General features: G+C 72.2%; 17 protein-coding genes and 3 pseudogenes. 16 read left to right on the top strand and 4 right to left on the bottom strand.

Annotation, left to right across the window (positions count from 1 at the left end; genetic code table 11):
* Positions 1-9 precede the first annotated feature (9 nt).
* The 5 genes from AB0G52_RS14205 (at position 10) to AB0G52_RS14185 (ending at position 6,775) form a co-directional block, all read left to right on the top strand.
* Positions 10-303, top strand: coding sequence for a DUF503 domain-containing protein (locus tag AB0G52_RS14205; protein ID WP_046732584.1), 294 nt, complete (start codon positions 10-12; stop codon positions 301-303).
* A 38-nt stretch (positions 304-341) separates the two neighbouring features.
* Positions 342-800, top strand: coding sequence for a 30S ribosome-binding factor RbfA (gene rbfA, locus AB0G52_RS14200; RefSeq protein WP_132889900.1), 459 nt, complete (start codon positions 342-344; stop codon positions 798-800).
* Positions 797-1,702: a tRNA pseudouridine(55) synthase TruB gene (gene truB / locus AB0G52_RS14195; protein WP_361336563.1), complete on the top strand. Its 906-nt coding sequence runs from the start codon at positions 797-799 to the stop codon at positions 1,700-1,702. The genes rbfA and truB overlap by 4 nt, the downstream gene beginning before the upstream one ends.
* Positions 1,703-2,019: 317 nt before the next feature.
* Complete coding sequence (locus tag AB0G52_RS14190; protein WP_361336561.1) at positions 2,020-5,706, top strand: trypsin-like peptidase domain-containing protein; 3,687 nt, start codon at positions 2,020-2,022, stop codon at positions 5,704-5,706.
* Between the two features lie 118 nt (positions 5,707-5,824).
* Positions 5,825-6,775 carry a bifunctional riboflavin kinase/FAD synthetase gene (locus AB0G52_RS14185; RefSeq protein WP_132889903.1) on the top strand — a complete coding sequence of 317 codons (951 nt, stop codon included), beginning with the start codon at positions 5,825-5,827 and terminating at the stop codon, positions 6,773-6,775.
* Positions 6,776-6,848: 73 nt separating this feature from the next.
* Here the strand turns inward: AB0G52_RS14185 and AB0G52_RS14180 are convergent, their stop codons facing one another.
* A complete protein-coding gene (locus AB0G52_RS14180; RefSeq protein WP_361336559.1) occupies positions 6,849-10,589 on the bottom strand; it encodes an SCO5717 family growth-regulating ATPase in 3,741 nt (1,246 codons plus the stop codon).
* A 510-nt stretch (positions 10,590-11,099) separates the two neighbouring features.
* Between AB0G52_RS14180 and AB0G52_RS14175 the strand changes: the two genes are divergently transcribed.
* The gene (locus AB0G52_RS14175) at positions 11,100-12,602 is read left to right on the top strand and encodes a PQQ-binding-like beta-propeller repeat protein (protein WP_361336558.1); all 1,503 of its coding nucleotides are present in this window, start codon (positions 11,100-11,102) and stop codon (positions 12,600-12,602) included.
* A gap of 70 nt (positions 12,603-12,672) precedes the next feature.
* Here the strand turns inward: AB0G52_RS14175 and AB0G52_RS14170 are convergent, their stop codons facing one another.
* Positions 12,673-12,966 carry a DUF397 domain-containing protein gene (locus tag AB0G52_RS14170; RefSeq protein ID WP_132889905.1) on the bottom strand — a complete coding sequence of 98 codons (294 nt, stop codon included), beginning with the start codon at positions 12,964-12,966 and terminating at the stop codon, positions 12,673-12,675.
* 279 nt (positions 12,967-13,245) lie between these two features.
* Between AB0G52_RS14170 and rpsO the strand changes: the two genes are divergently transcribed.
* From rpsO to AB0G52_RS14145, 5 genes are all read left to right on the top strand, one after another.
* Positions 13,246-13,533, top strand: a complete 288-nt coding sequence (rpsO, locus tag AB0G52_RS14165; RefSeq protein ID WP_132889906.1) for a 30S ribosomal protein S15 — start codon at positions 13,246-13,248, stop codon at positions 13,531-13,533.
* 301 nt (positions 13,534-13,834) lie between these two features.
* Positions 13,835-16,063, top strand: coding sequence for a polyribonucleotide nucleotidyltransferase (locus AB0G52_RS14160; RefSeq protein ID WP_132889907.1), 2,229 nt, complete (start codon positions 13,835-13,837; stop codon positions 16,061-16,063).
* Complete coding sequence (locus tag AB0G52_RS14155) at positions 16,060-17,439, top strand: pitrilysin family protein (protein ID WP_132889908.1); 1,380 nt, start codon at positions 16,060-16,062, stop codon at positions 17,437-17,439. Before AB0G52_RS14160 ends, AB0G52_RS14155 begins: the two co-directional genes overlap by 4 nt.
* Before the next feature lie 25 nt (positions 17,440-17,464).
* Positions 17,465-18,217, top strand: a complete 753-nt coding sequence (gene dapB, locus AB0G52_RS14150) for a 4-hydroxy-tetrahydrodipicolinate reductase (RefSeq protein WP_132889909.1) — start codon at positions 17,465-17,467, stop codon at positions 18,215-18,217.
* 15 nt (positions 18,218-18,232) lie between these two features.
* A complete protein-coding gene (locus AB0G52_RS14145) occupies positions 18,233-18,685 on the top strand; it encodes a hypothetical protein (RefSeq protein ID WP_132889910.1) in 453 nt (150 codons plus the stop codon).
* Positions 18,686-18,738: 53 nt separating this feature from the next.
* Here the strand turns inward: AB0G52_RS14145 and AB0G52_RS14140 are convergent, their stop codons facing one another.
* Positions 18,739-19,296 (bottom strand): hypothetical protein, encoded by a 558-nt coding sequence (locus AB0G52_RS14140; RefSeq protein WP_361336554.1) that lies wholly within the window; start codon positions 19,294-19,296, stop codon positions 18,739-18,741.
* Between the two features lie 90 nt (positions 19,297-19,386).
* Positions 19,387-19,623, bottom strand: coding sequence for a hypothetical protein (locus tag AB0G52_RS14135; RefSeq protein ID WP_361336552.1), 237 nt, complete (start codon positions 19,621-19,623; stop codon positions 19,387-19,389).
* Between the two features lie 228 nt (positions 19,624-19,851).
* On the opposite strand from AB0G52_RS14135, the pseudogene AB0G52_RS14130 reads away from it, so the two are divergent.
* The 5 genes and pseudogenes from AB0G52_RS14130 to AB0G52_RS14110 form a co-directional block, all read left to right on the top strand.
* A pseudogene (locus AB0G52_RS14130) lies at positions 19,852-20,142 on the top strand (FAD-dependent thymidylate synthase); the annotation flags it as partial.
* Positions 20,122-21,048, top strand: a pseudogene (locus AB0G52_RS14125) (HNH endonuclease); the annotation flags it as partial. The pseudogenes AB0G52_RS14130 and AB0G52_RS14125, both read left to right, overlap by 21 nt.
* Positions 21,049-21,051: 3 nt before the next feature.
* Positions 21,052-21,501: pseudogene (thyX, locus tag AB0G52_RS14120) on the top strand (FAD-dependent thymidylate synthase); the annotation flags it as partial.
* 223 nt (positions 21,502-21,724) lie between these two features.
* Entirely contained in the window at positions 21,725-22,624 is a 900-nt protein-coding gene (gene dapA, locus AB0G52_RS14115; protein WP_361336550.1) for a 4-hydroxy-tetrahydrodipicolinate synthase, read from the top strand.
* A gap of 159 nt (positions 22,625-22,783) precedes the next feature.
* Positions 22,784-24,469, top strand: coding sequence for a ribonuclease J (locus tag AB0G52_RS14110; protein WP_132889915.1), 1,686 nt, complete (start codon positions 22,784-22,786; stop codon positions 24,467-24,469).
* Positions 24,470-24,764: the final 295 nt, after the last annotated feature.

Below are 24,764 nucleotides of genomic sequence, written 5' to 3'. Positions count from 1 at the left end.
GTCACACACATGTACGTGGGGACTCTGTCCTTCGACCTCCTCCTGGGCGACATCCACTCGCTCAAGGAGAAGCGTTCCGTCGTCCGCCCGATCGTCGCCGAACTCCAGCGGAAGTACGCCGTGAGCGCGGCCGAGGTGGACCACCTGGACCTTCACCGCAGGGCCGGCATCGGCCTCGCCATGGTCTCCGGCGACGCCGCGCACCTGACCGACGTGCTCGACCGGTGCGAACGGCTGGTCGCCGGCCGCCCCGAGGTGGAGCTGCTGTCCGTCCGACGGCGCTTCCACGGCGACGACGACTAGACCTGAGAACGACAAGAAGAAAGAACGGGAGCGGACCAGTGGCCGACAACGCGCGGGCGAAAAGGCTGGCGGACCTCATCCGAGAGGTGGTGGCCCAGAAGCTGCAGCGCGGGATCAAGGACCCGCGGCTCGGCTCGCACGTCACCATCACGGACACCCGGGTCACGGGTGACCTCAGGGAGGCGACCGTCTTCTACACGGTGTACGGCGACGAGGAGGAGCGGAAGGCCGCTGCCGCCGGACTGGAGAGCGCCAAGGGCATCCTCCGGTCCGAGGTGGGCCGCGCGGCCGGGGTGAAGTTCACGCCGACCCTCGCCTTCGTCGCGGACGCCCTGCCGGACACCGCCCGCAACATCGAGGACCTCCTCGACCGGGCGCGCCAGTCCGACGCGAAGGTCCGCGAGGCCTCCGCGGGCGCCGACTACGCGGGCGAGGCCGACCCGTACCGCAAGCCGGGCGAGGACGCCGCCGACGAGACGGACGACGCCACCGAATGACCAGCAAGCCCACCCCGCCCGACGGCCTTGTCATCGTCGACAAGCCGTCGGGCTTCACCTCGCACGACGTCGTCGCCAAGATGCGGGGGATCGCCCGCACCCGACGCGTCGGCCACGCCGGCACCCTCGACCCCATGGCCACGGGCGTCCTCGTCCTCGGCATCGAGCGGGCGACCAAGCTCCTCGGGCACCTCGCCCTCACCGAGAAGGAGTACCTCGGGACGATCCGCCTCGGCCAGAACACCGTCACCGACGACGCCGAGGGCGAGGTCACCTCGTCCACGGACGCGTCCAAGGTGACCCGGGAGGCCGTCGACGCCGGCATCGCCAAGCTGACCGGCGCCATCATGCAGGTGCCGTCCAAGGTCAGCGCCATCAAGATCGACGGAGTGCGGTCCTACAAGCGCGCCCGGGACGGCGAGGACTTCGACATCCCGGCCCGCCCGGTGACCGTCTCCTCCTTCGCGGTGTACGACGTCCGGGACGCCGTCGCCGAGGACGGGACCCCCGTGCTCGACCTGGTCGTCTCCGTCGTCTGCTCCTCCGGCACCTACATCCGCGCCCTCGCCCGCGACCTGGGCGCCGGCCTGGGCGTCGGCGGCCACCTCACCGCGCTGCGCCGGACGCGCGTGGGGCCGTACAAGCTGGACTCGGCACGCACCCTCGACCAGCTCCAGCAGGAGCTGACCGTGATGCCGATCGCCGACGCGGCGGACGCCGCCTTCCCGCGCTGGAACGTCGACGCCAAGCGGGCGAGGCTGCTCACCAACGGCGTGCGCCTGGAGATGCCCGACGAGTACGCGGGCACGGGCCCCGTGGCGGTGTTCGACCCCGAGGGCCGCTTCCTCGCCCTCGTGGAGGAACACAAGGGCAAGTCCAAGAGCCTCGCGGTCTTCTCCTGAGCCGAGGCCGGCCATGGCACCCGGGCGGGTGCCGGCGGTGGCACGCGGGCGGGTGCCGGCCGTGAGGCGCCGGCGGGTGTCGCCCGTGGAGCGGCGGTCACGGGGTCCGGTGCTGCCGCCGCTCCACGGTCCCCCCTCGGTTCCCCCACCCCTAGGGTGTATCCACCCGCTCCCGCCTATTCACCCGACCGAGCAGGCGCTCGGAGTGAACCGGGGGAGCGGAGGGGGGCGCTTTCCCGGCCTGCTCTGTCCCGCTGATCATTTCGCCCCTACCGTCGGACACCAGGGCACGGGTGTACGGGCGGGGAGGTTCGATCATGGCGGGACGGGGCCCGCGAACCGGGAGCGGTCGCCGGGCGGCGGACGGCGCGCGGGCGGCGGACGAGGCGGCGGCGGAAACCGCACCGGTGCTCGACGGGCGGCTGGTCCGGATCCGCGACCTCGCCGGGCGCCCGCGCGGCACCGGCTTCCTGGCCGACCACCACGGGACGCTCGTGACCAGCCACGAGGTCGTCGACGGGCTCGCCCGGATCGTCCTGCACGCGGCCGGTGACCGCACCTGTGTGGTCGCCGCGGACGCCGTCACCCCGCTGCCCGCCCTCGACCTGGCCCTGATCCGCACCGAGGGCCTCGCCGTGGACCCGCTGCCGATCACGGTGCGGGAGCGGATCCCGGCCGGTACCTACGTACGGATCGCGGCCGACCGCTGGCGCGAGGCCCGGGTGCTGGCCGCGACCCAGGTGACCTACACGGCCACCGACCGGTTCCACCTCCTGGAGGACGCTCTGGAGCTGGCGATCGGTACGGCGGGCCGCGACGCCCTGCGCCTCGGCGGCGGAGCGGCCGGCGGCCCGGTCCTGGACGCCGAGACCGGCGCGGTCCTGGCGGTCCTCGGCACCGCACTCCAGTCCGGCCAGCGCGACGTCGGCTTCGCGGTCCCCCTGCACCACCCGGACAGCGGCCCCCTCGCCGACCTGCTCGCCCGGAACGCCGCGACCGTCCCGGCGTACGGCACCGACCTGAACCTCGCCGGGATCCTGGAACTGACGGCCACCTCCGTCGGCCAGGACGGCCCCCCGGGCACCCTCTCGGGCTACGTGGGCCGTGCCACGCCCCGAAGGGACGCGGGGGACTGCGTGATCGACCCCCACCCACCCGCCCCCGACCACAGGGACCCCGTCCGCCCCGTCGAACGAACCACCGTCTCCCACCAGTTGTCGGCCTTCGCCGAAGGCACCGGCACCGCCCCCGGCACCGGCACCGCCCCCGGCACCACCGTCGGCGCCGCCCCCGCCCCCGCCCCCGGCACCGGTACTGGCCACGGCACCGCCCCGGGCGCCGGCCCCGTCCTGGCCCTGGTCGGCGCCCCCGGCACCGGCCGGACCACGGAGCTCGCCGCCCTGGCCGCCCGCCGCCACCGCGCAGCCCACCCCACGCTCTGGCTCCGCGGTGCCGACCTCAAGGACGCCGACGCCTCCGTGGCCGACGCCGCCCGCCGCACCCTGGAGCGCGCGGTCCGGATCGCCGCCGCCTCCCGTTCCCAACTCCCCGGCGACCTCGGCGACCTGACCGTGGAACGGCTGGCCGCACGCGCCGCCCGCCTCGGCCGCCCGCTGCTCCTCCTGCTCGACGGCCCCGAGGAGATGCCCCCGGTCCTCGCCCACCGGCTGCCCGCCTGGACCGAGGGCACCGCCGACTGGCTGCGGGAGACCGGCGCACGCCTGCTGGTGGCCTGCCGCGAGGAGTACTGGGAGTGCGCCGGCGCCGAGTTCCCGCCCGGCGTGCTGCACGGCACCGGTGACGAAGCGGGGTGCGTCCGGCTCACCGACCTCACCCCCGACGAGGCCCGTAGCGCCCGTGCCCGCTACGGCGTGCCCGACGGCGCCCTCGTCGACCGCGACGCCCGCCACCCCCTCGCCCTGCGCCTGCTCTCCGAGGTCCGTGCCGCCCTCCCGGACGCCCCCGAGGCCGCCCCGATCGACCGGCACGACGTCTTCGCCGCCCACCTCGACCTGATGTGCCTGCGCATCGCGGTCCGGCTGGCCGCCGAGAACGGCCTGCGCGGCCAGGCCGTCCGACGGCTCGCCGCCCGGGTCTCCGGCCAGGTCCACGAGGCCGCCCGGCGCAGCCTGGGCCCCGGACAGGGGGAACTGGACCGGGAGTCGTTCGAGACCGTGTTCCCCTGGGGGCCCGCCCCCGCCCGTCTCGGCGGCGGTTCCGGCTGGGCCTCCGCCGTCCTCACCGAGGGCCTGCTGGTCCCCGCCGGCGGCGGCTACCGCTTCGCCCACGAGGAACTCGCCGACTGGCTCCAGGGCATGCACCTGGACCTGGACGAGGCCCTGCACACCCTCGTGCACCGCCACCGCACCCCCCACCAGGGCACCCAGGCCCTGCCCGTCCCGCACCACCGGATCGGCCCGGTCGTCCAGGCGCTGCTGCTCCTCGACCGGCAGTACGGCCCGGACGCACTGGCGCCACGGCTCCAGGAGCTGGCGCACGCGCTGGACCACGACCCCGGCTCCTGGTGGGCCGCGCGGCTGCTCACCCAGACCCTGCTGAGACTGCCCGACGCGACCCCCTACAACGGGGTGCTGAAGCTGCTCGCGGACCGCGTGGTGCGCCGGCAGCGCGCCGGCTCCGACGCGTTCGGGCCGGCCCTCTGGACGGCGCTCGCCCTGTCCGACGCCGACCGTTTCGATCTGCTGCGCAGACTGGTCCTCGCGGACGAGCCGCTGCCGGAGACGGCGGGCGTCGGTCGGTTCGGGCCCCGGCCGACGGCCGAGGACGCCGAAGGCGCGACGCCGCGCTTCCTGGACGCCGTCGCCCGGCTGCTCGCCGCCGACCCCGCCGCCGTACAGCCGTACCTGACGAAGTGGTTCGACGACGAGCGGCCGTTGCCCGCGATGCCGCACGCCACCGTGGCCACCGCGGCGCAGGCGCTGCTGCACACCCATCGGCACGGTGCCCTGGACGAGCTGACCGAGGTGCTGGTGGACGCGGCGCACCGGCGCGGCGACGAACTGCTCGGCGTGCTCGCCGAGGACGAGCCCTCCGCCGTGTGCCGGGCCGTGGACCGCTGGGCGCACGACGAGCGCCCGGCCCGCCGGGTGGCCGCCGTCGCCCACGCACTGCGGGCCGCGCCGCACGTGCGCGGCGACGCCGACCGCGAACTGCTCCGGTACGCCGCGCTCGGCCTGCTCGCCCGCCCCGCCGACTGCACCCTGCACGGCGGCGCCCTCGCCCTGCTGGTGCGGGACCCGGCGACCCGCGCCCGTCACCTCCCGGCGGCCCTGCGGCACTTCGCCGCCGGCGACCCCCAGCTCACCCCCGCCGCCCTGGTCCCCGCGCTGACCACCCACCCCGAGGAGGTCCTGGCGGCCTTCCGCGCCCGGCTGCGCGGCCCGGACGCCGGACAGGTGCTGCGCACCCTCGCCGACGTCACCGCGCCCGCGCACCCGGAGCGCGTCACCGAGCTGGTCCGGGAGGCCGCCGAGCTGCGGCCGGAGCTGGCCGGGCAGGTCGCCGGGTTCGTCGAGCACCGCCTCGACCGGGGCGCCGAGTCCCGCGCGGTCCTCCTGCCGCTGGTCACCGGACTGCTCGACGACGGCCCCGAACCGGTGCGGGCGGCCCTCGCGACCGTGCTCGGCGCGGTCGGCGCCCCGGCCTCGCAACCGCTCCGCCGCGAGCTCCTCGAGTTCCTGCTCGCCCATGAACGCGACCCCGGCGTGCTGGACGCGCTGCTGCACGCGGCCGCCGCGCAGCGCGGGGAGGACGGTGACCGGCTGCGCGACCTGGTCCGCCGCACCGGGCTGCTCCTGGTCCGCACCCCGGACGGCGCGACCCGCTTCGACCGGGGGCTGGTGGACCTGGGGCGGCACGTGCCCGGGTTCGCCGCCCTGATGGCGCGCTGGCTCACCGACACCCCGGACGAGTGGGCCGCGGTGGTGGGACCGAGCACCCGGCGGATGCTGGGAAACCTGGCCGGGGTGAGGGTCCCGGCGTGACCGCGGACACGTGCGCCCGGTCACAGCGACCGTGCCGGTGTGAGCCGCGTCCGGCAAACATGGCACCCTTAGAGCTGCGTAAGAGGGACAACGGACAAAGGTTCGAGGAGCGGTCACAGTGCAGCGCTGGCGTGGCTTGGAGGACATCCCCGAGGACTGGGGGCGCAGCGTCGTCACCATCGGTTCCTATGACGGGGTGCACCGCGGTCACCAGCTGATCATCCGGCATGCCGTGGACCGCGCCCGTGAGCTGGGCATCCCCGCGGTCGTCGTCACCTTCGACCCGCATCCCAGCGAGGTCGTCCGCCCCGGCAGCCACCCGCCGCTGCTCGCCCCGCACCACACCCGTGCCGAGCTGATGGCGGAGCTGGGCGTGGACGCGGTGCTGATCCTCCCCTTCACCACCGAGTTCTCGAAGCTGTCGGCCGCCGACTTCGTGGTGAAGGTCCTGGTCGACAGGTTGCACGCCAGGGCGGTCGTGGAGGGCCCCAACTTCCGCTTCGGCCACAAGGCCGCGGGCAACGTCGAGTTCCTGATCGAACAGGGCGCGGTCTACGACTTCGAGGTCGAGGTCGTCGACCTGTTCGTGCGCGGCGCGGCGGGCGGCGGTGAGCCGTTCTCCTCGACCCTGACCCGGCGGCTGGTCGCCGAGGGTGACATGGCGGGCGCCCGCGAGATCCTGGGCCGGCCGCACCGGGTGGAGGGCGTGGTCGTGCGCGGCGCCCAGCGCGGCCGCGAGCTGGGCTTCCCCACCGCCAACGTGGAGACCCTCCCGCACACCGCGATCCCGGCCGACGGCGTGTACGCAGGCTTCCTGCACGCCCAGGGCGAGGTGATGCCGGCCGCGATCTCCGTCGGCACGAACCCGCAGTTCGACGGCACCGAGCGCACGGTGGAGGCGTACGCCATCGACCGCGTCGGCCTCGACCTGTACGGCCTGCACGTCGCCGTCGACTTCCTGGCCTTCGTGCGCGGCCAGGCCAAATTCGACTCCCTCGACGCCCTGCTCGAGCAGATGGCCGAGGACGTCAAGCGCTGCCGGGAACTGGTGGCGGCCGAGGACGCCTGAGCCGGGGGACGGCTCGACACACGCCGAAGGGCGGCCGGTGCGTGGAGGCACCGACCGCCCTTCGGCGTTCCGGCTACTGCTGCGGGGGCTGCCCCGGCTGCTGAGGCGGTTGCTGCGGCTGCGGTGTCCGGACCTGCGGCGCCGGCTCACCGGGCTGCGGGAATCCGTAACCGCCGGGCTGGGCCGGGGGCGCGGGCGGCTGGGCACCGGGCTGCGGGTAGCCGTAACCCGGCTGAGGCTGCGCCTGCGGGGGCAACGGCTGCGCGGGCTGCCCCGGCTGCCCCGGCTGCAGCGGAGAGGGCTGCGCGGGCGGCTGGGCACCGGGCTGCGGCCCGCCGTACAGCTCCTGCTGCGGAGCCCGGCCCTGCTGGGGCGGGTACGGCAGTCCGGGCTGTTGCGGGTACGGCTGTCCGGGCTGGGGCGGGTAGGGCTGTCCGGGCTGCTGCGGATAGGACGGCTGACCCGGCTGCTGCGGCGAGGGCCCCGGTCCGGGCGCGTACGGCTGCTGTTGCTGACCCGGCGCGTACTGCTGCTGACCCGGCAGCGGCTGCCCGGGCATCGGCGGGGCGGCCACCGGCGGCGGGTTGCCGTCGCTGGTCCACAGGCCGTGCATCTGCTGGTGCCGTACGAAGTCCTCGGCGACCATCGCCGCCAGGTTGAAGTACGCCTCCCGCACCTTCGGCCGCATCATGTCGAGGTCGACCTCGGCACCGGCGGACAGGTGCTCGTCGAAGGGGACGACCACGACGCCCCTGCAGCGCGTCTCGAAGTGCTGCACGATGTCCTCGACCTTGATCATCTTGCCGGTCTCGCGGACCCCGGAGATCACGGTGAGGGACCGGGACACGAGGTCGGCGTACCCGTGCGCGGACAGCCAGTCCAGCGTCGTGCTCGCGCTGCTCGCACCGTCCACCGACGGCGTCGAGATGATGATCAGCTGGTCGGCGAGGTCGAGCACCCCGCGCATGGCGCTGTAGAGCAGACCGGTGCCCGAGTCGGTGAGGATGATCGGGTACTGCCTGCCGAGCACGTCGATCGCGCGCCGGTAGTCCTCGTCGTTGAACGTGGTCGAGACGGCCGGGTCGACGTCGTTGGCGATGATCTCCAGGCCGGACGGCGCCTGCGAGGTGAACCGCCTGATGTCCATGTACGAGTTGAGGTACGGGATCGCCTGGACCAGGTCGCGGATGGTGGCCCCGGTCTCCCGGCGCACGCGGCGGCCGAGGGTGCCGGCGTCCGGGTTGGCGTCGATGGCGAGGATCTTGTCCTGGCGCTCGGTGGCGAGCGTCGAGCCGAGCGCGGTGGTCGTGGTGGTCTTGCCGACTCCGCCCTTGAGGCTGATCACCGCTATCCGGTAGCAGGACAGCACCGGCGTACGGATCAGCTCCAGCTTCCGCTGCCGCTCGGCCTCCTCCTTCTTGCCGCCGATCTTGAACCGGGAGGACGCGGCGGCGGGCCTGCCGCTCTTCGCCTTCTGCTTCTTGTTGTTGAGCAGCCGGTCGGAGGACAGCTCCACGGCGGCGGTGTAACCCAGCGGTGCCGCACCGGGATTGGTCATCTGCCGCTGGTCGTGCCGGATGGGCTGCGGCCAGGCGGCACCGGCCCGCGGGTCGACGGGCGGCTGGGCGGCCTGCGGCGCGTGGGGACCGTGCGGGTCCTGAGCGGGCGGGGCGGGCTGGGCGGCGCGCGGGTCCTGGGCCGGGGGCACCGGAGGCTGGGCGCCGGGTTGCGGGAAACCGTATCCGCCCGGGACGGCCCCCTGGGGGGCCGGGGGCGTGGGGGCGCCGGGGTAGCCGTAGCCGCCCGGCGCCTGCGGCGGGACGGGAGCGCCCGGCTGCGGGAAGCCGTAGCCACCCTGGGCGTCCGGCACGGGGGGATGCGGCCGGCCGGGCTGCGGGAGGTGGTAACCGCCCTGGGCGTCGGGGGCGGCCGGCTGCTGTGCCGGGGGCTGCTGGGGAGCGTACGGCTGCCCGGGCTGCGGTGCCGCGGGCTGCTGCCAGGCGGCGGGCGCGGGCTGCGGCGCCTGCGGCTGGAACGGCGGCTGCGGTCCGGGCACGCCGGCGGGACCCTGCGCTGCGGCCGGCTGCGGCTGTCCCTGCGGGTGCTGCTGGGCGGGCGCGGGGTCCGGCGCCGTGGTGGGCTGCGCGGGCCACTGGGCGGCGGGCGCGGGCGCGGCGGGCTGGTACGAGGGCGGCAGCGGTGGCACCGCTGCCGGCGGCGTCGGCGGGGGAGCCCAGGCGGCGGGTACGGCGTCCTCGGGCGACGGGGGCGCGTCCTGCGGGGCGGGGGGGACCGGTACGGCGTCCTGGGGCTGGGGCTGGGGCTCCGCCGGGGCCTCCGCTGCTACCGCGTCGGCGCCGGCGTCGGCGGACGCCTCGGCTGCGGGCACCGCCTCGTCCTCGGCAGTCTCGTCCTCGGGACTCTCGTCCGCAGCGCCATCCTTCTTGGCGTCGACCTCGTCTTCGCCCTCGCTCTCGGTCTCGGCGACCGGGGTGGCCTCCTGGACGGGCTCGTCGCCGGGGCCGTCGTTCTCCTCGTGCGGGTCGGCCGCCGGTTCGTCCGTGGAGCCGGTCGCGTCGTCGGTGACGAGGCGCAGCGCTTCGTCCTGGCCGGACGGATCAGACTCCTCGGACTCCTCGGTCTCCGCCTCCACGTCCTCGGAGTCCGCCGGGAGCACGTCGACGTCGGCCGCGGATTCCGCGCCGTCGACGCTTCCCACGGCCTCTTCGGCCCTGTCGGCCTCTTCGGCTTCCTCATCGGCCGCACTCTCCTCCGCGGCCCCGGCCATCTCACGCTGCAGGGCGACCGCGGAGAACCGCATGGTCGCGCCGCTCTCCAGGTCGCCGTTGCCCGCATCGGCCTCCGGCGCCCGCTCCTCGGCGGGGGACCGTTGCGGCTCGAAACCGACGGGCAGCTTCGGCACGCCGGCCGCGCTGCCGACGGGCGGCGCGGCAGGCGTGGCGGTGGCCGGCGGGGTGAAGGGGGCTCCAGGCGTCGCCGCCGGCGCAGGTGTGAAGGGTGCGCCGGGAGTTGACGCGGGTGGCGGGGTGAACGGGGCTCCGGGTGTCGACGGCGGCGCGGGCGGGTGCGTCGCACCGGGCGCCGAAGCCGTCGACGGGGTGCCGGCGGCGCCGGGGTTCGAGGTGGGCGGAGGCGTGAACGGCGCTCCGGGGGTTGACGCGGGCGGAGGCGTGAACGGCGCTCCGGGGTGCGTGGAGGGCGCGGGTGTGAACGGCGTCCCAGGGTTTGACGCGGGCGCAGGTGTGAAGGGCGCGCCCGGAGTTGACGCCGGTGGCGGAGTGAACGGTGCGCCCGGTGCCGGAGCGGTACCCGGCCCGGACGTCGGCCCGGACGTCGGGGCCGACGGCGGCGGGGTGAACGCGACTCCCGGACCCGACGCCCTGCCCCCCTGCTGGGCATGCGGAGGCGGCGTCAACCCGGGGATCGGCGCGCCCGGCGGGAACGGTGAACGCGGGTGACCGGAAGGGTTCGTACCGCTTCCCGGCCCCGCACCCGGCCCGCCCGGCCCCGCACCCGGCCCGCCCGGCCCCGCACCCGGCCCGCCCGGCCCCGCACCCGGCCCGCCTGCGGACCCCGCGCCGGAGGCGCCGCCGGACCCCGAGGCGCCCGATGCCGGTCCGTCGGTGTCTCCGCCGGTGCCCCCCGAACCCCCGGCCGCGTTCTGCGTGTACCAGGCGGGCGGCGCGTAGTCGATCGTGAACTCGCCCGTCATCTCGTTGAGGGACTCCGCGTCGGGCTGGTCGTCGCCGGGTGTCGCCCAGCCCCCGCGGTTCCCGTCCCGGTCGCTGCTCACAGTTCCTCCTGATGTGGTCGAGCACCCTCTTGCCGTGCCGACGTGAAGACCACGTCGTGTCGCTCTCGGCATCCGTATTCGTGTGAGGTAGTCCGATCCACCGGCTCTCCCCCTCGGGGCCCCACGCCGTGTTCATGCTCTCGACGTCGCACCCCCTCCCAGCCTAATCACCACCGGCCGCACCTCGGCAGGCCCGTCCGTCCCTGCGCGGACGTCCACCTGGTCACACCGGCCGCACCGCCGCTGAACAAAACGGGCAAGTGCCGCCAGTTCGGGCGCCCTTGACGACTCCCGGGCCTGGCCCGCGGTGACGGAGCCGTCGCTGAGCAGGGGGGATAGGGTGAGGCGTGTTCGCGTGAGCACAGATGAACTGGCCCCGGAATCCGGGGCATTGCGCGCGGACGCCACGGGGGACGGGGGAGTACGAGGTATGCACGGCAACCGCCGCGACCTTCCCGGAAGTTCTGCCCTACGCGTAGCGCGCAGCAGAGAAGAAAGGGAACGTTCGGCGTGAGCTTCGGCCCACCTCCTTCCATCTACACACAGTCCGCGCTGGCCGCGGACGGCGAGCGCAGGAAGCGGCGCAGACGCCTCTCCGGTGCGCTGGCGGCCGTCGTGGCCGTCGTACTGGCCGTGGGCGGCGCGCTGTTCCTGGCCGCGGGCGGCGACAGGTCCTCGGGCACCCAGCGGGCCGGCGCCCCGGCTCCCGACGCGGTACGGCAGACCGTCGAGAAGGCCCCGGCCTCACCCGAGGGCCAGGTGGTGGTCGACCACTACGAGGAGGACCTCCCCAAGGAGAGCGACCCCAGCCCCCGTTACGCGCCCGGCACCTGGGCCACCGGCAAGATCCTCGCCAAGGGCATCGGCACGAGGATCATCGGCGTGAAGATCGAACCCGGCGCCGACGAGACGGCCTGGTCCCTCCAGCTCGACGGCCACCTCTGCGCCACCACCGGCCACGTCACCGCCGACGGACGTACGGCGGTCGTGGTGCAGCCCGGCAAGCGCAAGGGCACCAAGGACGCCGGCATCTGCGACGAGGTCGTCTTCGTCGACCTGAACACCGGCAGGAAGCTGTGGACGGCCACGATGCCCTCCGCGCGTGAGGCCTACGTCACCAACACGAACCTCACGCTGGCCGACGGGGTCGTCGCGGTGGCCTGGGGCCACGGTTCGGTGGCGTACGACATGGCGCACGGCGCGCGGCTGTGGAACAGCTCGACCGGCGCCAGGTGCGTCGACAAGGGCTTCGCAGGCGGCGGCGCGCTGCTCGCCCTGGAGAGCTGCGGCGAGGGGGCCGACACCACGTACCGGGTGCAGCGGCTCGCCCCGCGCACCGGCAAGCCCGAGTGGACCTACAAGGTGGCCGCCGGCGTCCAGGACGTCTACCTGCCCTCCGCCGACCCGCCGGTGCTCGCCGTCGCGGCCGGGGACACCCTGGTCACCGACCTCATCACGCTCGACAGCGATGACGGCGGCAAGCTCGCCACCATCCCCATGGGCGGCGACGCCTACGCCCCCAGGTGCGGCGACCGCTACTTCTCCGCGGGGTTCTTCGGTGACATCGAGAACTGCGACGGTGTGGTCGTCGGGGCCGACCGGGTCTTCGTCACCAGCAAGGACCAGGCGCAGATCGGCCAGCCGGAGAACTGGATCGTCGCGTTCGACCGGAAGACCGGCCGGAGCGAGGGCAAGCTCGACGGCCGCTCGCTGGAACCCGTAGTCCCGCTGCGGATGAGCGGTGACCGGCTGCTGGTCCTGCGCGGCAGCCTCAGCGACATCGAACCGTCCGCCGTGCTGAGCTGGGACCCGCGGACCGGCAAGCAGACCCCGTACCTGCTCTTCGGCCTCCCTTCCGACGACGGGGGCGAACTCAGCGACCCGACGCGGTCGGACATCGTGGTGGAGCAGGGCAGGGTCTTCTTCGCGAAGCGGGAACTCGCCGCCGACGACAAGCACCCCAAGGAGGCCGTGCTGTCCGTGCTCGGCATCGGCAGCGCCGGGGACGGCTGACCCCTCCACCGGGAGACGGGACCCTCGCCCGGGGGGCGGCACGCGCGCGTGCACCCCCCGGGGCCACCGGTCACTGGGCGGCGAGGCCCCCGTTGCGCTCGGTGGGTTCCAGGTCGAACTCCCCGTCACGCGCGCCCAGCACGAAGGCCCGCCACTCCGCCTCCGTGTACCGCAGCACGGTGTCCGGGTCGAGCGAGGACCGCATGGCCACCGCGCCCTCGGGCAGATAGGCGATCTCGACCCGCTCCTCGTCCTGCTCGGTGCCTGGCGCGCAGTGCCACTCGACGCCCGAGATGTCGAGCGCGTAGAGCTCGTCCCGTTCCCGCTCCTTGCGCGCCTTCATCTCCTCAGCCGTCTCGCTCATCGCGCAGCGACCCCTTCCCGACGTACGTACGCTGTGACGGCCACACTACTGGCGGTCGTACCCGCTCGTCGGGGCTTGTGCACAGCGGTCCGGCCCCGGTCGGACCCGCCCACCGGCACTGGTACTCTTGACGACGGCCGTGTGTGTACGCACCCCCGGAGTCCCTCGCGGACCCTGGAGGAAGCGCCCAGCGGATCCCCGCCTCCCGAGTAACGGAAGCTCTCCCGCGATGCAGACCGGGAGCACTCGGAGGCACTACACAGACCACGAGGAGTACGCGTGTCGCTCGACGCCGCTACGAAGAAGCAGATCATCGGCGAGTTCGGTACCAAGGAGGGTGACACCGGCTCCCCCGAGGTCCAGGTCGCTCTGCTGTCCCGTCGGATCTCCGACCTGACCGAGCACCTCCGGACCCACAAGCACGACCACCACTCGCGCCGTGGTCTGCTGATCCTGGTCGGTCAGCGCCGTCGCCTGCTGCAGTACCTGGCGAAGAAGGACATCCAGCGCTTCCGTGCGCTGGTCGACCGCCTGGGCATCCGCCGCGGTGCGGCGGGCGCCAAGTAAGACGCCATGAAGGGAGCGGTTCCCGGAGAAACCCGGGGCCGCTCCCTTTGCCGTACGTACGGAAACGTGCGGAGTGTCACTCACGCTTTGTAGTGTGGTAGCACGACGCATCACGAAGGAGAAGTGCACCCAAGCCGCCGCCGGTCCTCGGTAGTGGCCCCCGGGGGGAAGCGAGCCCCGGGTGCTTCGATCGAAGACCGGCCCGCACCGCAAGGCGCGCTTCTCCGTGGCCGTCCCCCTGCCACACGGGCAGACCGGGACAAAAGACGATAAGTAGACGAAAGTAACGGAGAACACGCTAGTGGAGAACGAGACCCACTACGCCGAGGCCGTCATCGACAACGGCGCCTTCGGTACCCGCACCATCCGCTTCGAGACGGGCCGCCTGGCCAAGCAGGCCGCCGGCTCCGCCGTGGCGTACCTGGACGACGACACCATGGTGCTGTCGGCCACCACCGCCTCCAAGAACCCCAAGGACCAGCTCGACTTCTTCCCCCTCACGGTGGACGTCGAGGAGCGTATGTACGCCGCCGGCAAGATCCCGGGTTCCTTCTTCCGCCGTGAGGGCCGGCCGAGCGAGGACGCGATCCTCACCTGCCGTCTGATCGACCGCCCGCTGCGCCCGTCCTTCAAGAAGGGCCTTCGCAACGAGATCCAGGTCGTCGCCACCATCATGGCGCTCAACCCCGACCACCTGTACGACGTCGTCGCGATCAACGCCGCGTCCGCGTCCACCCAGCTGGCCGGCCTGCCCTTCTCCGGCCCCATCGGCGGCGTCCGCGTCGCGCTGATCAACGGCCAGTGGGTCGCGTTCCCGACCCACAGCGAGCTGGAGGACGCCGTCTTCGACATGGTCGTCGCCGGCCGGGTCCTGGAGGACGGCGACGTCGCGATCATGATGGTCGAGGCCGAGGCCACCGAGAAGACCATCCAGCTGGTCAAGGGCGGCGCCGAGGCCCCCACCGAGGACGTCGTGGCCGCCGGTCTGGACGCCGCGAAGCCCTTCATCAAGGTCCTGTGCAAGGCGCAGGCCGACCTCGCCGCGAAGGCCGCCAAGCCGACCGGCGAGTTCCCGATCTTCCTCGACTACCAGGACGACGTCCTGGAGGCGCTGTCCGCCGCCGTCCGCCCGGAGCTCGCCTCCGCGCTGACCATCGCGGGCAAGCAGGAGCGCGAGGCCGAACTGGACCGCGTCAAGGGTCTGGCCGCCGAGAAGCTGCTCCCCGAGTTCGAGGGCCGCGAGAAGGAGATCTCCGCCGCGTACCGCTCGCTCACCAAGCAGCTGGTCCGCGAGCGCGTGATCAAGGAGAAGAAGCGCATCGACGGCCGCGGCGTCACGGACATCCGTACGCTCGCCGCCGAGGTCGAGGCCATCCCGCGCGTGCACGGCTCGGCGCTGTTCGAGCGTGGCGAGACCCAGATCCTGGGCGTCACCACCCTCAACATGCTCCGCATGGAGCAGCAGCTGGACACCCTCTCCCCGGTGACCCGCAAGCGCTACATGCACAACTACAACTTCCCGCCGTACTCCACCGGCGAGACCGGCCGCGTCGGTTCCCCGAAGCGCCGCGAGATCGGCCACGGCGCCCTCGCCGAGCGCGCCCTGGTCCCGGTCCTGCCGACCCGCGAGGAGTTCCCCTACGCGATCCGCCAGGTGTCCGAGGCCCTCGGCTCCAACGGCTCGACGTCCATGGGTTCCGTCTGCGCCTCCACCATGTCGCTGCTCAACGCCGGTGTGCCGCTCAAGGCCCCGGTCGCCGGTATCGCCATGGGCCTGATCTCCCAGGAGATCGACGGCGAGACGCACTACGTCACCCTCACCGACATCCTCGGTGCCGAGGACGCCTTCGGCGACATGGACTTCAAGGTCGCCGGCACCAAGGAGTTCGTCACCGCCCTCCAGCTCGACACCAAGCTGGACGGCATCCCGGCCTCCGTCCTGGCCGCCGCCCTCAAGCAGGCCCGGGACGCCCGCCTCCACATCCTCGACGTGATGATGGAAGCGATCGACAAGCCGGACGAGATGTCCCCGAACGCCCCGCGGATCATCACCGTCAAGATCCCCGTGGACAAGATCGGTGAGGTCATCGGCCCCAAGGGCAAGATGATCAACCAGATCCAGGAGGACACCGGCGCCGAGATCACCATCGAGGACGACGGCACCATCTACATCGGTGCCGCCGACGGCCCGTCCGCCGAGGCCGCCCGCGCCACCATCAACGGCATCGCCAACCCGACGATGCCCGAGGTCGGCGAGCGCTACCTGGGCACGGTCGTGAAGACGACGACGTTCGGCGCCTTCGTCTCCCTCCTCCCCGGCAAGGACGGTCTGCTGCACATCTCGCAGATCCGCAAGCTCGCCGGCGGCAAGCGCGTGGAGAACGTCGAGGACGTCCTCGGCGTGGGCCAGAAGGTCCAGGTCGAGATCGCCGAGATCGACTCCCGCGGCAAGCTCTCCCTGATCCCCGTGATCGAGGGCGAGGAAGACGCCTCCTCCGAGGACGCAGCGAAGGACGACACCGACAAGTGACGTCGAGCAGCTCTACGACGACGGCCCGCACCTCCTCGGAGGCGCGGGCCGTCGCCCGTACCCAAACCCTGATCAAGGGCGAGAACGGCATCGGCACGGTCCGCAAGACCACCCTCCCCGGCGGCCTGCGCGTCGTCACCGAGACCCTGCCCTCGGTCCGCTCCGCGACCTTCGGCATCTGGGCCCACGTCGGCTCCCGCGACGAGACCCCCGCCCTGAACGGCGCGACCCACTACCTGGAGCACCTGCTCTTCAAGGGCACCACGCGCCGCTCCGCCCTGGACATCTCCTCCGCCATCGACGCGGTCGGCGGCGAGATGAACGCGTTCACGGCGAAGGAGTACACGTGCTACTACGCACGCGTGCTCGACACCGACCTGCCGCTCGCCATCGACGTCGTCTGCGACATGCTGACCGGCTCCCTGATCCTCGAGGACGACGTCAACGTCGAGCGCGGCGCGATCCTCGAAGAGATCGCCATGACCGAGGACGACCCCGGCGACTGCGTGCACGACCTGTTCGCGCACACCATGTTCGGCGACAACGCCCTCGGCCGCCCGGTCCTCGGCACCGTCGACACCGTCAACGCCCTCACCGCCGACCGCATCCGCCGCTTCTACAAGAAGCACTACGACCCCACCCACCTGGTGGTGGCCGCGGCCGGCAACATCGACCACAACAAGGTCGTACGACAGGTCCGCACCGCCTTCGAGAAGGCCGGCGCCCTCAAGAACACCGCGGCCGTGCCCATCGCCCCGCGCGACGGCAGCCGTACGATCCGCACCGCGGGCCGCGTCGAACTCCTCGGCCGCAAGACCGAGCAGGCACACGTCGTCCTCGGCATGCCGGGCCTCGCCCGCACCGACGACCGCCGCTGGGCGCTCGGCGTGCTCAACACCGCCCTCGGCGGTGGCATGTCCTCCCGGCTCTTCCAGGAGGTCCGCGAGAAGCGCGGCCTGGCCTACAGCGTGTACTCCTACACCTCCGGCTTCGCCGACTGCGGCCTGTTCGGCGTCTACGCCGGCTGCCGCCCCTCGCAGGTCCACGACGTCCTCAAGATCTGCCGGGACGAACTCGACCAGGTCGCCCGGGACGGTCTGCCCGACGACGAGATAGGACGCGCCATCGGCCAGCTCCAGGGCTCCACGGTGCTCGGCCTGGAGGACACCGGCGCGCTGATGAACCGCATCGGCAAGAGCGAGCTGTGCTGGGGCGAGCAGATGTCCGTCGACGACATGCTGGCCCGGATAGCGGCGGTGACCCCGGACGAGGTCCGCTCCGTCGCCCGCGACATCCTGGGACAGCGCCCGTCTCTGTCGGTCATCGGCCCGCTGAAGGACAAACAGGCCGCACGCCTGCACGACGCCGTCGCCTGACACACACCGATAAGGAACGAAGAAGATGAGCAAGCTGCGCGTGGCGGTCCTCGGCGCCAAGGGCCGGATCGGCTCCGAGGCGGTCAAGGCGGTCGAGGCCGCGGAGGACCTGGAGCTGGTCGCCGCCCTCGGCCGGGGCGACAAGCTGGAGGCGCTGGAGGCGTCCGGCGCCCAGGTCGCGGTCGAACTCACCACCCCCGCCTCGGTGATGGGCAACCTCGACTTCTGCGTACGCCGCGGCATCCACGCCGTCGTCGGCACCACCGGCTGGACCGACGAACGCCTCGCGCAGCTCAGGGGCTGGCTCGCCCAGTCCCCTGAGACCGGCGTGCTCATCGCCCCCAACTTCTCCATCGGCGCGGTGCTGACGATGAAGTTCGCGCAGATCGCCGCCCCCTACTTCGAGTCGGTGGAGGTCGTCGAACTCCACCACCCGAACAAGGTCGACGCCCCCTCGGGCACCGCCACCCGCACGGCCCAGCTCATCGCCGAGGCCCGCGCGAAGGCCGGCACGGCGCCCGCCCCGGACGCCACGGTCACGGCACTGGACGGCGCCCGGGGAGCCAGCGTCGACGGCGTCCCGGTCCACGCGGTCCGCCTCCGCGGCCTCCTCGCCCACCAGGAGGTCCTGCTGGGCGGCGAGGGCGAGACCCTCACGGTCCGCCACGACTCCCTCCACCACAGCAGCTTCATGCCGGGCATCCTGCTCGGCGCCCGCCGCGTGGTCACCACTCCCGGCCTGACCTTCGGCCTGGAGAACTTCCTGGACCTCGGCTGATCCGGGACCTCTGACATGCGCGCGAAGATCTCCTACGCCCTCACGGCCGCCGTCCTGCTCTTCTACTTCGTCCTGGTCGGCAGCCGCGGTGTGATGCTCATCCAGACCGGCACGGTCCTCACCGTCACCTTCGGCGTGGCGGTACTGATCCTGCCGGTCATCGGCCTGTGGTTCCTGTGGATGAACACCCGGTTCGTCCGCCGCGCCAACGCCCTGGCCGCCGAACTGGACGCCGAGGGCGGCCTGCCCGTCGACGAGCTGAAGCGCACGCCCGGCGGCCGCATCGACCGGGACTCGGCCGACGAGGTCTTCGCCAAACGCAAGGCCGAGACCGAGGCCGCCCCCGACGACTGGCGCAGCTGGTTCCGGCTCGCCGTCGCCTACCACGACGCCCGCGACACCCCGCGGGCCCGCAAGGCGATGCAGCGCGCCATAGCCCTGCACGACGGCAAGCCGACCGGGGCCTGACCCGCTCCTGCCGCTCCCTGCGTGGCCGCTGAGCGCGCGGCTGCTCCGCGCGCTCAGCTCCGCCGGTACTCCGCCGCCCACGCCTCCACGACGTCCGCCGCCCGGTCGAAGGCCGAGGCCCGGCCCACGAAGTCCAGCGTGTGCGTGGTCAGCAACGGCGCCGTGTCGCCCGCCGGCCGGTCCTCGCGTACGAGCGTCAGCGCCTGCCCCTGCACCGTGCGCGGCAGCCCCAGCCAGCGCACCGGCTGCTGCGCCGTGCGCACCGAGACGACCCGCCGCCAGGGCACCGTGCGCGTGTGCAGCAGGCCCACCTGGCGCACGCCGCGCGCGCTCACCCACACTCCCATGCGCAGTATCCGCAGCGCGGCCGCGATGATCAGCAGCGCGATGCCGAGGACCACGGCGGCGGAGGAGAGCGACCCGGTCAGGGCCAGCGCCACCGCCGCGAACAGCACGAACGAGGCGAGCAGCAGCCACAGCGCGGCCCCGCCCACACGCCACGGCCCGGGCCGGTAGGGGCGTCGCCAGCGGTCGCGGTCGTCGTCGTACGGCAGCGCGCCGTCAGGTGCGGCGTCGAAGGTGCGGTCGGCCGTCAGGAAGGGCAGGGGCACGGCTGGTCCTCACTCAATCCATGCGTGGGCTGTGCCCGGTGAGGCTATCCGGCCGTGTCCCCGCCCACCACCCGCGGAGGTCCGGAAGGGTCAGTGGCCCTGGGAAGCCTGGGACTGCTGGGTTCCGGTGCCGGACGACGTGGACAGCGCGGGCATGCCCAGGACGAGGGAACCCACAAGACCGGCCACGAGGGTGAGCCCGAGCAGCCACCGCCCGGCTATCTGGCTCACGGACGACCGCGGCCGGGGCGGGGGAGTGACATTGCTGCGGAACCTGTCGGTCTCGGCGAGGAATGCGAACGGGACGGGTTCACGCCGACGGAACATCGGGGGTACGTCTCCTCTCGGGGACGGGGGCTCGGAAGGGATCGAACGAATCGCTCTCACCGGTACAGACGAGCGAACGAAGCGATAGGTGCCCGGTTGCCCCGAATTCACAGAACTTCACCGAAGTTCGGTGAAGATGTCGCACCCGGACACTGAACGCCCCGATGTCAGTGCCGGGCCGTAGAGTGGGCGCCGCCCGAGAGATGTGATGGAAGGACCCTCCGAGTCGTGACCGACACCCCCGCCGACGACCTCAAGCCCAGCTTCCGCAGCGACGTCACCGTCGAGCTGGTCAAGCACAGCGCGGCCGACTCCGACGTGCTGTGGGCCGCCCGCGTCTCCACCGCCGGCGAGCAGTCCCTGGAGGAGCTGCAGAAGGACCCGGAGCGTTCCAAGGGCCTGATCAACTACCTGATGCGGGACCGGCACGGCAGCCCCTTCGAGCACAACTCGATGACCTTCTTCATCAGCGCCCCGATCTTCGTCTTCCGCGAGTTCATGCGGCACCGGGTGGGCTGGTGCATCGCCGGGGACACGGAGATCACTCTGGAGAGCGAGGCGGGTCAGCTGCGTCGTCGCACCATCGCCGAGCTGTACAGGCTCTGGCACGTGGGTGTCGAGGACCGCCTGCCGCATTCGGCCGGCGGTGTCACCTGGCACAGCCGGGCGGGGAAGTGGATGGCGCAGGTGAAGCGCGGCGACAGCAACCACTACCTCGGCCTCTACGAGAACCGCGAGGCCGCCGAGTCCGCCGTCGCCGAGTTCAGGGAGCTGCACCCCAGCACCCGTATCCGCAAGCTCGAATCGGTACGCCGCAACCACGTGCGCTGCTTCGATGAGGAAACCCTTCTGGCGCAGCGGGCGCGGATCGTCGACGTGATCGAGTCGGGCGTCAAGGCGCTCGTCAAGATCACCACGGCGTCGGGCAAGACACTCCGCTGTACCGTCGACCACGCCCTGTTCACCCCCGACGGCTGGTGCAAGGCGGGAGAACTGTCCGTGGGGGACGCCGTGCTCGTTTCCGGCACCGCACCGGGCCCGTCACAGGGCCTGGTGCCGCCGAGCCTGCGCCGTGGCATCGGTGTATGGACCGCCATGCAGCGCGAGCGGCTCATCAAGGATGTCGACACCTGCCATCTGTGCGGGCAGGGCTTCCCCCGGGAACAGCTCGCCCTCGACCATGTCGTCCCGGTGGCGGGTGACCTGCTCCAGGCCCTCGACGAGAAGAACCTCGCTCCCGCCTGCGAGCCGTGCCACGCGGTCAAGAGCGCGGGGGAGCAGGCGCTGGCCCGACGTGGCGGAAAGGTCACCAAGGCGGTGCCGGACCAGGTCGTGTCGATCGAGACCGACGGCGAGGAGATGACGTACGACCTCTCCGTCGAGGGGCCCTGGCACAACTTCCTTGCGAACGGTTTCGTGGTCCACAACTCGTACAACGAGGAGTCGGGTCGCTACCGGGAACTGCAGCCGGTCTTCTACGTGCCGGGCGAGGACCGCAAGCTGGTCCAGCAGGGGCGTCCCGGAAAGTACGAGTTCGTGCCGGGCACTGAAGCCCAGCAGGAGATCGTGGAACGCTCGATGCAGGAGTCGTACATCCAGGCCTACGAGCGTTACCAGGAGATGCTCGCCGCCGGCGTCGCCCGCGAGGTGGCCCGCGCCGTGCTCCCCGTCGGCCTCTTCTCCTCGATGTACGCCACCTGCAACGCGCGCTCGCTGATGCACTTCCTCGGTCTGCGCACCCAGCACGAGCTGGCCAAGGTGCCGTCCTTCCCGCAGCGGGAGATCGAGATGGTGGGCGAGAAGATGGAGGCGGAGTGGGCCAGGCTCATGCCGCTCACGTACGCCGCCTTCAACGCGAACGGCCGTGTCGCGCCGTAGTACGGCCTGCTTCTCGTGCTGCCTGTCGCGCTCGGCACAGATGTACGGATCAGCCTCGCGAAGTGTCCGTATTGCGGCATTTGGAGAAGTTCATCTAGCCTGATCAAACGGACCCGGCACTGCTTGAACCCCCGAGCAGGCAGTGCCGGGCTCCGCCTTTGTCCGGACTTTCCCCGCACCCCGAGGGCAGACCGCGCCGTGAGCACCGAGTAGCGTGTAACCCATGGCTCCGACCTCCACTCCGCAGACCCCCTTCGGGCGGGTCCTCACCGCCATGGTCACGCCCTTCACGGCGGACGGCGCGCTCGACCTCGACGGCGCGCAGCGGCTCGCCACCCACCTGGTGGACGCAGGCAACGACGGCCTGATCATCAACGGGACCACCGGCGAGTCCCCCACCACCAGCGACGCGGAGAAAGCGGACCTCGTACGAGCCGTACGGGAAGCGGTCGGCGACCGCGCCCACGTCATCGCGGGCGTCGGCACCAACGACACCCACCACAGCACCGAACTGGCCCGCCAGGCGGAGAGCGCCGGAGCCCACGGCCTGCTGGTCGTCACGCCGTACTACAACAAGCCCCCGCAGGAGGGCCTGTACCGGCACTTCACGACCATCGCGGACGCCACCGGGCTGCCCGTCATGCTCTACGACATCCCCGGCCGCAGCGGCGTCCCGATCAGCACCGAGACGTTCGTCCGCCTCGCCGAGCACCCGAGGATCGTCGCCAACAAGGACGCCAAGGGCGACCTCGGCCGCGCGAGCTGGGCCATCGCGCAGTCCGGCCTGGCCTGGTACTCCGGCGACGACATGCTCAACCTGCCGCTGCTCTCCGTGGGCGCCGTCGGCTTCGTCTCGGTCGTCGGCCACCTGGTCACCCCGGACCTGCGGGCCCTCGTCGAGGCCTTCACCTCCGGCGACGTCCAGAAGGCGACGGAGATCCACCAGAAGCTGCTCCCGGTCTACACCGGCATGTTCCGCACCCAGGGCGTCATGACCACCAAGGCCGCGCTCGCCCTCCAGGGACTGCCCGCCGGACCGCTGCGCGCGCCCATGGTCGAATGTTCGGCCGAAGAGGTCGCCCAGCTCAAGATCGATCTTGCTCCCGGCGGGGTACAGCTCTGACAACAGACTTCGCGCGGTCGTCCGCGCAGCAAGGCTTCACAACTGAATAAGCGGGACCACCGGTGTGCCCGCACCCACACAACGACAACTGCTTATGCACGAACGTCACGCACGCCACGTGCCCGACCGGTACGTGGCGTGCGTGGTGAGGAGAGTCTTTTGAGTCATCCGCATCCTGAACTCGCCCCGCCGCCGCAGCTCCCCGAAGGCGCCCTGCGCGTCACCCCGCTCGGCGGGCTCGGTGAGATCGGCCGAAACATGACCGTCTTCGAGTACGGCGGCCGTCTGCTGATCGTCGACTGCGGAGTGCTCTTCCCCGAGGAGGAGCAGCCCGGAATCGACCTGATCCTGCCGGACTTCTCGTCCATCCGGGACCGCCTCGACGACATCGAGGGCATCGTCCTCACCCACGGTCACGAGGACCACATCGGCGGCGTCCCCTTCCTGCTCCGCGAGAAGCCGGACATCCCGCTGATCGGCTCCAAGCTGACCCTCGCGCTCATCGAGGCGAAGCTCCAGGAGCACCGCATCCGCCCCTACACCCTGGAAGTGGCCGAGGGCCGGCGGGAGCGCGTCGGACCCTTCGACTGCGAGTTCGTCGCCGTCAACCACTCCATTCCCGACGCCCTCGCGGTCGCCATCCGCACCCCCGCCGGCATGGTGGTCCACACCGGCGACTTCAAGATGGACCAGCTTCCGCTGGACAACCGTCTGACGGACCTGCACGCGTTCGCCCGGCTGAGCGAGGAGGGCATCGACCTGCTCCTGGCCGACTCGACGAACGCCGAGGTCCCGGGCTTCGTCCCGCCCGAGCGCGACATCTCGAACGTCCTGCGGCAGGTCTTCGCCGGCGCCCGCAAGCGGATCATCGTGGCCAGCTTCGCCAGCCACGTCCACCGCATCCAGCAGATCCTGGACGCGGCCCACGAATACGGCCGACGGGTCGCCTTCGTCGGCCGCTCCATGGTCCGCAACATGGGCATCGCCCGGGACCTCGGCTACCTCAGGGTCCCGCCGGGCCTGGTCGTGGACGTCAAGACCCTCGACGACCTGCCCGACCACGAGGTGGTCCTGGTCTGCACGGGCTCCCAGGGCGAGCCGATGGCGGCCCTGTCCCGGATGGCCAACCGCGACCACCAGATCCGCATCGTCGACGGCGACACGGTCATCCTGGCCTCGTCCCTGATCCCGGGGAACGAGAACGCGGTGTACCGCGTCATCAACGGACTGACCCGCTGGGGCGCCAACGTCGTCCACAAGGGCAACGCCAAGGTGCACGTCTCCGGCCACGCCTCGGCCGGCGAACTGCTGTACTTCTACAACATCTGCCGCCCGAAGAACCTGATGCCGGTCCACGGCGAGTGGCGGCACCTGCGCGCCAACGCCGAGCTCGGCGCCCTCACCGGCGTCCCGCACGACCGCATCGTCATCGCCGAGGACGGCGTGGTCGTGGATCTCGTCGCTGGCAAGGCGAAGATCTCCGGCAAGGTCCAGGCCGGCTACGTGTACGTCGACGGCCTCTCCGTCGGCGACGTGGGCGAGCCGGCCCTCAAGGACCGCAAGATCCTCGGCGACGAAGGGATCATCTCGGTCTTCGTGGTCGTCGACGCGTCCACCGGCAAGATCACCGGTGGGCCCCATGTCCAGGCCCGTGGCTCCGGCATCGAGGACTCCGCGTTCGCGGACGTCCTGCCGAAGATCTCGGAGGTGCTGGAGCGCTCGGCCCAGGACGGCGTCGTGGAGCCCCACCAGCTGCAACAGCTCATCCGCCGGACCCTCGGCAAGTGGGTCTCGGACACCTACCGGCGCAGGCCGATGATCCTCCCGGTGGTCGTGGAGGTCTGACCTCGTCGGCCTCAACCTGGAGCGGGGTGCCTCGATTTGCATCGAGGCACCCCGCTCCAGTACGTTTACGGCTCTGCCCGACCGGGAACCCCAGTGCCTCATGGACTGGATCCGGTTGACCCGGACCGGGTGGAAATTCCGACTCAGAACTTCTGATAAAGTCGGAAGCGCCGGAAAGGGAAACGCGAGAGCGGGAACCCGGAAAGCACCGAGGAAATCGGATCGGAAAAAGATCTGATAGAGTCGGAAACGCAAGACCGAAGGGAAGCCCGGAGGAAAGCCCGAGAGGGTGAGT

Source organism: Streptomyces sp. NPDC021562 (assembly GCF_040640875.1).
In the GTDB taxonomy this organism is placed as follows: Bacteria; Actinomycetota; Actinomycetes; order Streptomycetales; family Streptomycetaceae; genus Streptomyces.
The sequence above is the reverse complement of the archived record's forward strand: the minus strand, read 5'-3'. Positions and strand labels throughout refer to the sequence as shown.